The organism is Pseudomonas sp. AL10, assembly GCF_029960685.1.
In the GTDB taxonomy this organism is placed as follows: domain Bacteria; phylum Pseudomonadota; class Gammaproteobacteria; order Pseudomonadales; family Pseudomonadaceae; genus Aquipseudomonas; species Aquipseudomonas lactis.
Map to the genome: position 1 here is coordinate 1 of NZ_JASBQZ010000015.1, position 11,759 is coordinate 11,759.

General features: G+C 58.0%; 12 protein-coding genes. 10 read left to right on the forward strand and 2 right to left on the reverse strand.

What is annotated here, in order from left to right:
- Positions 1-133: 133 nt before the first annotated feature.
- Positions 134-406 carry a DUF1652 domain-containing protein gene (locus QK296_RS15740; protein ID WP_034135599.1) on the reverse strand — a complete coding sequence of 91 codons (273 nt, stop codon included), beginning with the start codon at positions 404-406 and terminating at the stop codon, positions 134-136.
- Positions 407-663: 257 nt separating this feature from the next.
- On the opposite strand from QK296_RS15740, the gene QK296_RS15745 reads away from it, so the two are divergent.
- The 6 genes from QK296_RS15745 (at position 664) to QK296_RS15770 (ending at position 6,012) form a co-directional block, all read left to right on the forward strand.
- Positions 664-1,473 (forward strand): helix-turn-helix domain-containing protein, encoded by an 810-nt coding sequence (locus QK296_RS15745; RefSeq protein WP_034135600.1) that lies wholly within the window; start codon positions 664-666, stop codon positions 1,471-1,473.
- A 49-nt stretch (positions 1,474-1,522) separates the two neighbouring features.
- Complete coding sequence (locus QK296_RS15750) at positions 1,523-2,929, forward strand: FAD-binding oxidoreductase (RefSeq protein WP_169856849.1); 1,407 nt, start codon at positions 1,523-1,525, stop codon at positions 2,927-2,929.
- A gap of 26 nt (positions 2,930-2,955) precedes the next feature.
- Positions 2,956-3,297 (forward strand): cupin domain-containing protein, encoded by a 342-nt coding sequence (locus QK296_RS15755; RefSeq protein WP_282391071.1) that lies wholly within the window; start codon positions 2,956-2,958, stop codon positions 3,295-3,297.
- A 58-nt stretch (positions 3,298-3,355) separates the two neighbouring features.
- A complete protein-coding gene (locus tag QK296_RS15760; RefSeq protein WP_169856851.1) occupies positions 3,356-4,435 on the forward strand; it encodes a polyamine ABC transporter substrate-binding protein in 1,080 nt (359 codons plus the stop codon).
- Positions 4,436-4,741: 306 nt separating this feature from the next.
- Positions 4,742-5,212 carry a M10 family metallopeptidase C-terminal domain-containing protein gene (locus tag QK296_RS15765; RefSeq protein WP_169856853.1) on the forward strand — a complete coding sequence of 157 codons (471 nt, stop codon included), beginning with the start codon at positions 4,742-4,744 and terminating at the stop codon, positions 5,210-5,212.
- Positions 5,213-5,550: 338 nt separating this feature from the next.
- Positions 5,551-6,012, forward strand: a complete 462-nt coding sequence (locus QK296_RS15770; protein WP_169856855.1) for a M10 family metallopeptidase C-terminal domain-containing protein — start codon at positions 5,551-5,553, stop codon at positions 6,010-6,012.
- Positions 6,013-6,020: 8 nt separating this feature from the next.
- On the opposite strand, the gene QK296_RS15775 is transcribed toward QK296_RS15770, so the two are convergent.
- Complete coding sequence (locus QK296_RS15775; protein ID WP_056785531.1) at positions 6,021-6,806, reverse strand: helix-turn-helix transcriptional regulator; 786 nt, start codon at positions 6,804-6,806, stop codon at positions 6,021-6,023.
- 199 nt (positions 6,807-7,005) lie between these two features.
- On the opposite strand from QK296_RS15775, the gene QK296_RS15780 reads away from it, so the two are divergent.
- The 4 genes from QK296_RS15780 (at position 7,006) to QK296_RS15795 (ending at position 11,706) form a co-directional block, all read left to right on the forward strand.
- Positions 7,006-8,370, forward strand: a complete 1,365-nt coding sequence (locus QK296_RS15780; RefSeq protein WP_003191147.1) for an APC family permease — start codon at positions 7,006-7,008, stop codon at positions 8,368-8,370.
- Positions 8,371-8,379: 9 nt separating this feature from the next.
- On the forward strand, positions 8,380-9,483 hold the full coding sequence (locus tag QK296_RS15785) for a P1 family peptidase (RefSeq protein ID WP_003191148.1): 1,104 nt from the start codon (positions 8,380-8,382) through the stop codon (positions 9,481-9,483).
- A gap of 369 nt (positions 9,484-9,852) precedes the next feature.
- Positions 9,853-11,286: a serralysin family metalloprotease gene (locus tag QK296_RS15790; protein WP_003191149.1), complete on the forward strand. Its 1,434-nt coding sequence runs from the start codon at positions 9,853-9,855 to the stop codon at positions 11,284-11,286.
- Positions 11,287-11,334: 48 nt separating this feature from the next.
- Positions 11,335-11,706, forward strand: a complete 372-nt coding sequence (locus tag QK296_RS15795) for a protease inhibitor Inh/omp19 family protein (RefSeq protein WP_169856856.1) — start codon at positions 11,335-11,337, stop codon at positions 11,704-11,706.
- The last annotated feature ends 53 nt before the right edge of the window (positions 11,707-11,759 follow it).

An 11,759-nucleotide genomic window follows, 5' to 3' on the forward strand; every position in this document is an offset into this window, starting at 1 on the left:
CCAGCGTGGTTTAACGGGGCGCCTGAGATCAAGATCAAAAGCAGATCAAGATCAAAAGCAGATCAAGATCAAGAGCGACTCGCTTCGCATCGTGGTTACCGTCAAAGTGGGGCGTTACTACGCTATTGCCACCTCACGCCCGCAACGACAACGGCGGCACGAAACTCTCCAATTCATCCTCCACTGCCTCGATGATGCGCTCAACATCAGCCGCGTTCATCACCGTAGCGCACGGAATCCCCGCGATAGCGATCAACGTCTCACCGCTGGCCCGGTCGAACAGGCGGACGATCATGCTGCCGGGGGCGTCCATGCTGCCCTCGAAGCCCATCGGGTGAAAATGCCAGCGCATCAGCTGGCAGGCGTTGGGGAATGTCACTTTGTTCATGTTGCCCACCTTGTTCATTGAGCGCTTCCTTTAGCTCGCGGCAGGGGCCAGGACCTTCACTGGTCATGACAGATAAGGACTTAAAAATAGCATTCGTTCGCAACTGCAAGGTGACTTTTTTGGGCCCGTTCAGCGGTTCTTTCGCCTAATTTTGATATGGATCATGTCCTACAGAGGAATAGGCAAAAGGCCATTAGTCAGGCGCTCGATTTGACTCTTGAAGAGGCGGGTAAACTTCGGCAGTCTCAAGTATTTTTCCCGCGATAGAGCTCGATATGCCCGACATCGCTCCAGACGATGAGTATCAGAATTCCCACGCTACCGGCGCGCTGGTGCTGCGCCATCACTTGTGCTGGCGCCATCGCGATCTGGACGGAGTGATGGCCTACTATCACCCCGAGATCCAGTACCACGATTTTTTCCAGAACCGTGTGGTGGGCTATGCCGAGTTGCGCGAGTACTTGCAGGCCAGCATGCCCCGTGAGGCAGACGAGGCGATTGAACACACCGATCGCATCCGCGCCGATGGCGATACGGCGTTTATCCAGTACCGCATTACCTTGCGTGGCGGCCAGGGCCTGGTGTCGTTTCGTACCAGTGAGGCCATTACGGTGCGCGACGGGTTGATCTGGCGGGTGAATGAATATGCGTCCCTGGTGCACGAGCAACCGACCCAGGCGCTGCGCCCGACGGTCAGCCGCCTGGGTCTGTCGCCCCAGCAGTTGGGTTATATGGCCAATGACCTGCAACAATATTTCGAGCGTCAGCAACCGTACCTGGACCCGGAGCTGGACCTGCAGCGGGTCGCCAAGGCCTGTGGCTACAGTCGCAACCAGATGTCCTACCTGCTGAACCAGGTGCTGGGGCAGAGCTTCTATCGCTACGTCAACCAGGCGCGACTTCAGCATTTGCTGGCCGCGTTGGACTGCGCTACACCACCCATCAAGGTGGATGATCTGGCCTTTGCCGCCGGTTTCAATTCACTTTCGGCGTTCTACAGCGCTTTTCGCCAGCACACCGGGCAATCGCCCAAGGCGTACCTCAAACAAATTTCTCTGCGTGCACGCGCGCAAGACAGCCCCTGACGCTGCGCTCTAGGATCGACCCTATCGAACCGAGGTAGGGGAACCTGGCATGCCGGCATGGCGCAGTATCAGTTTATGGATGGACCAACTGGACGACCCGCTGGTGGCGCGGCCGTCGCTGGAGCACGACCTGGACGTCAATGTGGCGATCATCGGCGCCGGCTACACCGGCCTGTGGACCGCCTATTACCTGAAGCGCCAGGCCCCCGAGCTGAAAATTGCAATCATCGAGGCGCAAACGGCCGGTTTCGGCGCATCCGGGCGCAATGGTGGCTGGTTGATGGGCAACCTCTTGGGAGAAGACCGTCTTCTGGCGGGGCTTGCCCCCAATCAGCGTCGCGCTTCGTTTGATCTTTTGCATGGCATTCCCGATGAAGTGGCCCAGGTGCTGGCGCGCGAAGGCATTGACTGCGATTACCGCAAAGGTGGCGCCTTGTATTGCGCCGCACGCTACCCCGAACAGGAAGGCAGCCTGCGCCGCTATCTGGACAAGCTGTACGCCCAAGGCCTCACCGAAGCGGACTACCGCTGGCTCAGCCCGCAGCAATTGGCCGAGCAGGTCCGCATTGCCAAGCCTTATGGCGGCATCTATGCCCCCCACGTCGCGACCATCCACCCGGCGAAACTGGTGCGTGGCCTGGCGTGGGCCGTTGAGAACCTGGGTGTAGCCATCTACGAGAACAGCCCCGTGACCCATTGGCAGTCCGGCAGCCTGCGCACCGCCAAGGCCAGCGTGCGCGCCGCCTGGGTGGTGCCTGCTGTCGAGGGTTACGCCAATACCTTGCCGCCGTTGGGCCGCTATCAGTTACCGGTGCAGAGTTTGATCGTTGCCACCGAACCGCTGTCGGCCAGCACCTGGGCAGACATCGGGCTCAGCCAAGGCCAGGCCTTTGGCGAGAGCAGCCGTCAAGTTACCTACGGCCAGCGTACGGCCGACAATCGCCTGGTGTTCGGCGCCCGTGGCGGTTATCAATTTGCCGGCAAGTTGCGGCACAACTTCGACCTGACCGACAGCGAAGTGGAGTTGCGTCGCTACCTGTTTGGCGAACTCTTCCCACAGCTGAAAAAGGCCAGGATTACCCACTCCTGGGGCGGCAACCTCGGCATGTCGCGCCGTTTTCGACCGCACATGCTCTGTGACCACAGCACCGGCGTCGCACTGTCCGGCGGCTATGGCGGGGAGGGCGTGGGGGCCACCAACCTCGGCGGCCGCACCCTGGCCGATTTGATCCTGGGTCGCGACACCTTGCTGACCCAACAACCCTGGGTGATTCGCGAGGGCGGCCTCAAAGCACTAAAGGCCTGGGAGCCCGAGCCGTGCCGCTGGCTGGGCTACAACGCGATCATTCGCAGTTTTGTTCATGAAGATCAGGTCTTGGCCAACCCCAACACTGCGCCCTGGCGTCGCAAGCTGGCGACCGGCATTGCCAGTTTCATGGAAGGTTTAATGCACTAAGTCGTTCCACCCACAGGGGAAAACCCATGAGCATCACCCAATTCAAAGACACGCTGAACACCCCTCTGCCGGATTCATCACCGGTGGCGGCGCCCTTGGGCGAGCCCATCGCCGTGGCCTCCACGCTGAGCGTGGAGCGCGACGACGGCGTCGAGACCGGTATCTGGGCCTGTACGCCGGGGCGCTGGCGTCGGCAGATCACGTCCCAGGAGTTCTGCCATTTCATCCAAGGGCGCTGCACCTTCACGCCTGATAACGGGGAAACCCTGCACATACAAGCCGGTGACGCACTGATGTTGCCAGCCAATAGCACCGGTATCTGGGATATCCAGGAGACCGTGCGCAAGACCTATGTCCTGATTCTGTAACGCTTTGATCCTTGATCGCCTGCCATAAAAAGCCCTAAAACCGCCAGGAAATCGAACCATGAAAGCCATTGCCCTGTTGCCCTTGATGTTGGTGGCCTCTATCAGCCAGGCCGCTGAGACTGTGAAGATCTATAACTGGTCGGACTACATCGCACCGGACACCACCAAAAATTTCCAGCAAGACACCGGCATCGGTTTCACCTACGACGTGTACGACAGCAACGAAACCCTCGACGGCAAGCTGATGACCGGTAAATCAGGCTACGACGTGGTATTCCCCTCCAACCATTTCATGGCTCGGCAGATCCAGGGCGGCGCCCTGAAAAAGCTCGACAAGAGCCAGTTGCCCAACTGGAAAAACCTCAACCCGGTGCTGCTCAAGGCCCTGGAAAATAACGACCCTGGCAATGCCCACGGCTTCCCGTACCTGTGGGGCAGCACTGGCATTGGCTACAACGTCGACAAGGTCAAGGCGGTGCTCGGCGACAACGCCCCGGTGGATTCCTGGGACTTGATCTTCAAACCGGAAAACATGGCCAAGCTGCAAAAATGCGGCGTCGCCATCCTCGATAACGGTCCCGAACTGCTGCCTGCCGCTCTGAATTACCTGGGCTTGCCGCACCACAGCAAAAAAGCCGAGGACTACAAAAAGGCCGAAGCCCTGCTGATGAAAGTGCGACCTTACGTGGCGTATTTCCATTCCTCGAAATACACCGCCGACCTGGCCAATGGCGATATCTGCGTGGCCGTCGGTTTCTCCGGCGATATCCTGCAGGCCGAAAGCCGCGCCAAGGAAGCCAAGAACGGCGTGAATATCGGCTACAACATTCCCAAAGAAGGCGCGGCAATCTGGTTCGACATGGTGGCCATGCCCGTCGACGCACCGAATGAGAAAGCCGGCTATGCGTTCATGAACTACCTGCTGCGCCCCGACGTGATGGCGAGTATCACCAACTACGTGCACTACGCTAACGGCAACGCGGCGGCCGACAGCCTGGTAGACCCGGCGATCAAGGCCGATACAAAGGTGTATCCAAGCGCGGAAATGATGGGCAAGTTATTTGCGTTGGAGGCGATGCCGTTGAATATCGACCGAGTTCGGACCAGGGTGTGGAATACCATTCGGACGGGGCGATAATCCACAACTTTCGTCTGTTGGCATGGCGTGTTGTTTGATGTTGCGGGCTTAAAAAGTTGTCTGCGATATTAAGTGTCATGCCAGCATGGTGCTATTGAAATGTTTGATTGCAGTGAGGTTTTATTGGGGGGGCTAAATGGCTTCAGGGTGATGGAGGAGCGAGCAGTTGCGAAATATGTATAGCGTCAGTTTTCTTGAAATGACGTGTTAAAGATAATGACTGGGAGATGAAGGGAGGATGTGAGAGCTTTGTGTACTGCAACATGCGTAGTACCTCAATAGCAAATTGACTGAAAGGTTATCAATATGACGACATACGCCCCCCTTCCTATCGGTGGAACCTGGACCTCATCTGCCTCATATACGCCCGTATTACGGGGCGCAAACCGTGCTGAACGGCTTGTCGCCGTGCCCGGTGAAGCGTCTGTGCTTATCGGCCGGGGCGGCGCTGACCATTTATGGGGCGCGTGGGGTGCAAATACTTTCAAGTATGAAAAACTTTCCGACTCTTCTCGCGCTAACGAAGATGTTATCTTTAATTTTGATCCTGGGGAGGACAAGATTGATGTATCAAAACTGTTAAGAAAGTACAGGGTGAAGGAAGTCAATATTCGGAATGAGCAGCCCGAGAAAGTAGGTGATGTACAGATTATACATAGTCCATTTGGCGACAGTAGGCTATCAATCAAAGTAAGTCCCCATGGGCCGGACTTCTCTGTTCGTATTGACTCCATGAAGTTGTTGCCTGAGCATATTGATTTCTTCAGTCGTCGTTAAAGTCTTGGTCGATGCAAGGTCGATCAGGTAATTCACGCATGAAAGCCATGCCGCAGAGTATCGACCACTTGCGTACTCAGGTATGGAATACCATTCGAGCGAGGAGTGGATTAGCTGGCGATCACATTTATAAACTGCTGGCTTGAAATTTAAGCCAGCATCCTTGGCGCTCAGATGATAAATGCGCTATTGGCGGTGCTTTTAATAAATAATGACGTCATATTTAAGACATTTAATGTCAAGTATTTCGAGTGGAAAGTGTTATTGCCTGCGTGAGAGATTTCGATCGGCAACGCGTAACACTTTCACATACACTCATTACCTGACAGGTGACTTATATGTCCTCCATACAAACCCTTCCCACTGGCGGCACGTGGACCCATCCGGAAAACAGCCCGCCGACCTTGCGCGGCACAGACCAGCGTGAGCGCCTGGAAGCCAAGCGCGGCGAGCCCTCGGTGCTCATTGGCGGCGGCGGGGCCGACCAACTGGTAGGCCGGCAAGGTGAAAACAAATTCAAATATGAAAAAGGTACAGACTCCCTTGGCGATGACCCAGACACTATCTTGAATTTCAACCCAAAGGAGGATGAAATTGATGTGTCCGGGGTATTAAAAGAAAAAAACATCTCAGCCATTAATATCCAAACAGGCCCGCCCGTGGACGTGGGTGATGTGCAACTGACCCACGAATTTGGCGTGAGCACCTTAAATATCAAGATCAACCCTGAAGGGCCGAACTTTTCTGTGCGAGTGGACGGGGTAAATCTCTTGCCGGAGCATATTAATTTCTTTCAGTAGGATTAAGCCTATGGATTCTCCAGGTCATGGCCCAACGACTGAATAAATAGGGAAAACAACTCGGGCTGCGACGAGATGTCCAGCTTGGCGTACAGATGCCTGCGGTGCACCTTTACGGTGTCCGGCGAGATCTTCAGGCGTTCGGCCATGGCCTTGGAGGAGAACCCGCGCAACACCAGCCGGGCGATTTCCAGTTCGCGGTCCGACAGCACACCGCTGCCGAAGTGACTCAGCGCATCGCGAATCTGGCTGTCCATCGCCGGCGCCCGCTGGGTGCTTTGCTGCCAATGCTGCTGCATGAGCGGCAACACCCAGGCCGACAGCGTGGTCAACAACCCGGTTTCTTCAAAGCTGAAGCGCCGCTGCATACCCAGTGACAGCGACAGCGTGCCCGCGCCGGGCAATTGCAGGATCAACTGCACCTCGTCTTCCAGCACGTTGTCGTGAAAGTAATTGAGGAAGTACTCACTCTGGCGAAAATGGTCCGGCGCCACTTCCTCCAGGCGGTATACGCCACTGGCATAGTGCTCGCGGCAGGCTTGGTAGAACGGGTCGAGCAGGTACAGGCCGTTGAGGTACACCAGCATCGACGCCGGCTTGCTGCTGGGCTGGGCGTCGTACTCTTCCAGTGCTTGAGGCGGGCCATCCAGCGGATAGAAAATCGCCAGGGCATTATCGAAGGGCAGGCATTGGTGCAACAACAGCACCAGTTGCTTCCAGAACCGCTCGGTGCCGATCTGTGACAGGGTGCGGCCCAACCCTGCATGCATACCCATTTCCCGGAACAGGCTCATCTCACCATCCCCAGCCTAAAATGATCGGCCAAGGGTTAGGCTTCTGGCGAGCACCGTCAAGGGGAGTACGCCAATAGGGGAATTGGCCGACAGGCCCGTCAGCCGATAACGTCGCCACTACTCAACGGGAAGCATATCCCGAGCAAATATCATTTTTCGTTTCTGCCTCACACCAAAAACAACGACAGAGGATAACGATATGAGTGCTACCCCCGCGCCCGATGGCGTGCTCAAGCCCACCCTGAGCGTCTTTGATGTAGTAGCCATTACCGTTTCAGCGGTAACGCCGGCCAGTTCCGTCTTTGTGATCGCCCCGTTTGCCATCCAGCAGGCGGGCAGTGGCGTGTTCCTGGCGTTTGTGATGGCGGCGCTACTCGCGTTGATGTTCGCCTTCTGCTACGCCGAACTCGGCCGCGCCCATAACAGCGCCGGCGGCGAGTATGTGTATGCCAAGCGCGTATTTGGCGGCATGGCTGGTTACGCCACCTTCCTGACGGTGCTGGTGATGTTGTTGTTTATCCCGCCGGTATTGGCCACCGGTGCGGCGACTTATCTGAATAACGCGCTGGGCACCAAGTTCGACGCGCAAACGGTCGCCCTGGTGATCGTGGTGTGCAGCTACGCCCTGGGCATTCTCAATATCAAGCTCAACGCCTGGATTACCGGCACCTGCCTGCTGTTGGAAGTGGCAGCGTTGCTGGTGATCGTGGTGATCGGCTTCGGCAATCCGGTGCAGCCGGCCAGTGTGTTGTTGCAGCCGCAGATCGTCGAAAACGGCGTGTTGCACCTGGCGCCTTGGGCCTTGGTGATCGGCGCCGTCGGCATTGGCCTGTTCTCGTTCAACGGCTACGGCCCGGCGGTGTTGCTGGCTGAAGACATGAAGTGCGGCGGCAAGGGCGTGCACAAGGCGGTGCTCTGGTCCCTGGGGTTGGTGGTGGTGATCGAGTTGGTGCCAATCACCGCGCTGTTGATCGGCGCGCCGTCCCTGAGCGAGATGATCAGCAGCCCCGACCCGATCGGCTACCTGTTGACCAGCCATGGCAATGAAACCCTGTCGCGGTTGGTGAGCGCCGGGATTTTCCTGTCGGTGTTCAACGCGATCGTCGCCATCGTGATCCAGATTGGCCGGGTGGTGTTCAGCAGCGGTCGCGATGCGCTGTGGACGCCGAGTATCAACAAGCTGTTCACGCGTATTCACCCGCGCTGGGACTCGCCGTGGCTGGCGACGCTGTTCCTGGCGATACCCTCGGCGCTGTTGAGCTTCAGCTCTAACCTGGCCGACCTGACCTCATTCAGCGTGCTGCTGATCATGCTGGTGTACCTGGTGGTGGCGCTGAGCGCGCTGATGAGCCGGGTGCTGCTGCGTGATCGCGAGCATCCCTATCGCATGCCGTTATGGCCGCTGCCGGCATTGCTGGCGGTGCTCGGTGCCGGTTACCTGCTGGTTACCTTGATCCTGGAGGCCTCGGTACGCGACATCATGATCATCATCGGCTTGCTGGCCCTGTCGGTGATTTTGTATTGCATCAGTGGCCGGTTGAGTCCGGCGTTTCAGAAACTGTAAGGAGTGGGTATGCGTGCACGTCAATTGGGCATTACGTTGGGGTTGGGCATGCCCGGCGAATTGAATGCCATCACCGATGTTCCCGGGGTTCGCGTCGGCCATGCCACGCTCAAGGCGCAGGTCGACGGCAAGCAGGTGCGCACCGGCGTTACGCTGATCCAGCCGCGTGCCGGGGAAGCGCGGCATCAACCGTGTTTCGCTGGCTACCACGTGCTCAACGGCAATGGCGACGCCACGGGGCTTGAATGGATCAGCGAGGCGGGGCTGTTGACCACGCCGATGGCGATCACCAACACTCACAGTATCGGGGTGGTACGCGACAGCCTGATCGCCCTGGAGCGCGAGCGCCTGGCGGACCCTGCGGTGTACTGGTGCATGCCGGTGGTCATGGAGACCTACGATGGCTTGCTCAACGATATCTGGGGCCAGCACGTGCGCCCAGAGCATGTGCGCCAGGCCCTGGACCAGGCGGAAAGCGGCCCGGTTCAGGAAGGCGCGGTGGGCGGTGGCACCGGCATGATTTGTCATGAGTTCAAGGGCGGCATCGGCACCGCGTCACGGCGGTTGCCAGCGGAGCAGGGCGGCTGGACCGTCGGCGTACTGGTGCAGGCCAACCATGGCAAGCGCCAGGAGCTGCGGGTCGATGGCTACCCGGTGGGCCGTCACTTGATGGACATTGCTTCGCCCTTTGCCGAGCAAGGTACCCCCGGCATGGGCTCCATCGTGGTGATCATCGCCACGGACGCCCCCTTGCTGCCCCACCAGTGCCAGCGCCTGGCACAGCGCGCGTCCATCGGCATTGCGCGCACCGGTGGTGGCACCGAGGACTCCAGCGGTGACCTGTTCCTGGCCTTTGCCACCGGTAACCAGGATTTGCCACCGGCCGACTATGGGCGCAAGGACCTGCCGCTCAGCACCGGCTTGCAGATGGTCAACAATGATCATATTTCGCCGCTGTTCAGCGCGGCGGCAGAGGCGGTGGAGGAGGCGATCATCAACGCCATTCTGGCGGGTGAAGACATGACCACCCAAGACGGCGTCAAGGTGCCGGGCCTGGCTGGCGAAACCCTCTTGGCAGCCCTGCAACAGTGTGGCTGGAGTATGTCCCGGTAATGGGGGGCAGCGCACTTTAATAGTGCGAATAGTGGCTCTTTAATGTTGCTAATGACACCGTGACAATATATTGGATCCATTAATCAAGTCGGCCGCTCACTTAGAGTGGCTTTACTTGTATTTAATATTTAAATAGTGGTGAGCGCCGATTCGGCCACACAAACGCAACGGCCCCCAATAAACACTGCGTGCGACTTCTGCAACTTGAACCAGCGTCACAATTGTGCGATGGAAATAGATGTAGACGAAAGATTTCAAGTTGTGTCAGTTTTCTTACGCCTTCAAAAGAGGTGAGTGATAGGACTATCCTCGCCCGCGAGGTTCCTATCGAACAAAGACTGATGCACTTGCAAACAAGGAAGTACGTTTATGTCAAAAGTAAAAGACAAAGCTATTGTATCTGCCGCGCAAGCCAGCACTGCTTACTCGCAAATCGATAGCTTCAGCCATTTGTATGACCGTGGCGGTAACCTCACAGTCAATGGCAAACCGTCCTACACCGTGGACCAGGCAGCGACCCAGCTGCTGCGGGATGGTGCTGCGTACCGGGACTTTGATGGCAACGGCAAGATCGATCTGACCTACACCTTCCTCACCTCGGCTACCCAGAGCACCATGAACAAACATGGCATCTCGGGGTTCAGCCAGTTCAACACCCAGCAGAAAGCACAGGCCGCACTGGCCATGCAATCCTGGGCGGATGTTGCCAACGTGACCTTTACCGAAAAGGCTTCCGGCGGTGACGGCCACATGACGTTCGGCAACTACAGCAGTGGCCAGGACGGCGCCGCGGCCTTCGCTTACCTGCCCGGTACCGGTGCAGGCTACGACGGCACCTCGTGGTACCTGACAAACAACAGCTACACGCCGAACAAGACCCCGGACCTGAACAACTATGGCCGGCAGACCCTGACCCACGAAATCGGCCACACCCTGGGCCTGGCTCACCCTGGCGACTACAACGCCGGGAACGGCAACCCGACCTATAACGACGCAACCTATGGACAGGACACGCGTGGTTATAGCCTCATGAGTTACTGGAGCGAGAGCAACACCAACCAGAACTTCAGCAAAGGCGGCGTCGAAGCTTACGCTTCCGGCCCGCTGATCGACGACATTGCCGCGATCCAGAAGCTCTACGGTGCCAACCTCAGCACCCGCGCCACGGACACCACCTACGGGTTCAACTCCAACACCGGGCGTGATTTCCTCAGCGCCACGTCCAACGCCGACAAGCTGGTGTTCTCGGTATGGGACGGTGGCGGCAACGACACCCTGGACTTCTCCGGTTTCACCCAGAACCAGAAGATCAACCTCACGGCCACCTCGTTCTCTGATGTGGGCGGCCTGGTGGGCAACGTGTCCATCGCCAAGGGCGTCACCATCGAGAACGCGTTCGGCGGCGCGGGCAACGACCTGATTATTGGTAACCAAGTTGCCAACACCATCAAGGGCGGGGCCGGCAACGACCTCATCTACGGCGGCGGCGGTGCGGACCAACTGTGGGGCGGCGCGGGCAGCGATACATTCGTGTACGGTGCCAGTTCCGACTCCAAGCCAGGGGCTGCGGATAAGATCTTCGACTTCACGTCCGGTTCGGACAAGATCGACCTGTCTGGTATCACCAAGGGTGCGGGCGTGACCTTCGTCAACGCCTTTACCGGGCATGCCGGCGATGCTGTACTGAGCTATGCCTCGGGTACCAACCTGGGCACCTTGGCCGTGGACTTTTCCGGGCACGGCGTGGCGGATTTCCTCGTCACCACCGTTGGCCAGGCGGCTGCCAGTGACATCGTAGCCTGATGTAAAGCGCGCGGCGCTTCGGCGCCGCGCTCCTGGCTGGAGTTGGATATGCCACGTTTTTCCCCTTTGATCGCCTGTGTTGTGCAGGTGTTGTTCGTGTCGGCAGGAGCCCACGCAATGGCTAGCAGTCTTGTATTACCCACCTCCGCGCAGCTTGCCGGGCAGTGGGAGCTGAAGCAGCAGGATCAGGTGTGCGTGCTGAAGTTAGTGGAGCAAGCCAATGCCCTTGGGGGCGATATCGCTTGTGCCGAGCAGTGGCTGGGCGACAAGCCGCAGACATGGTCACCCACGCCGGATGGTATCTGGCTGTTTAACGCTGAAGGCTCAGGGATCACCCATTTAAATCGTCAGAAAGAGGGCGACTATCAAGCCCGCACCAAAGCTGGCGAAGTTGTAACGCTGCAACGTAAACTTAATTAAAAGTTATAAGCATATAACTCGATTTGTTAGGCGGCCGTACCCTACTTGGTAGG

Coding starts and splice junctions, on each gene's coding strand:
- QK296_RS15780 (WP_003191147.1), top strand. CDS start 7,006: ATGAGTGCTACCCCCGCGCCCGATGGCGTGCTCAAGCCCACCCTGAGC.
- QK296_RS15740 (WP_034135599.1), bottom strand. CDS start 406: ATGAACAAGGTGGGCAACATGAACAAAGTGACATTCCCCAACGCCTGC.
- QK296_RS15770 (WP_169856855.1), top strand. CDS start 5,551: ATGTCCTCCATACAAACCCTTCCCACTGGCGGCACGTGGACCCATCCG.
- QK296_RS15750 (WP_169856849.1), top strand. CDS start 1,523: ATGCCGGCATGGCGCAGTATCAGTTTATGGATGGACCAACTGGACGAC.
- QK296_RS15760 (WP_169856851.1), top strand. CDS start 3,356: ATGAAAGCCATTGCCCTGTTGCCCTTGATGTTGGTGGCCTCTATCAGC.
- QK296_RS15745 (WP_034135600.1), top strand. CDS start 664: ATGCCCGACATCGCTCCAGACGATGAGTATCAGAATTCCCACGCTACC.
- QK296_RS15785 (WP_003191148.1), top strand. CDS start 8,380: ATGCGTGCACGTCAATTGGGCATTACGTTGGGGTTGGGCATGCCCGGC.
- QK296_RS15755 (WP_282391071.1), top strand. CDS start 2,956: ATGAGCATCACCCAATTCAAAGACACGCTGAACACCCCTCTGCCGGAT.
- QK296_RS15775 (WP_056785531.1), bottom strand. CDS start 6,806: ATGAGCCTGTTCCGGGAAATGGGTATGCATGCAGGGTTGGGCCGCACC.
- QK296_RS15790 (WP_003191149.1), top strand. CDS start 9,853: ATGTCAAAAGTAAAAGACAAAGCTATTGTATCTGCCGCGCAAGCCAGC.
- QK296_RS15765 (WP_169856853.1), top strand. CDS start 4,742: ATGACGACATACGCCCCCCTTCCTATCGGTGGAACCTGGACCTCATCT.
- QK296_RS15795 (WP_169856856.1), top strand. CDS start 11,335: ATGCCACGTTTTTCCCCTTTGATCGCCTGTGTTGTGCAGGTGTTGTTC.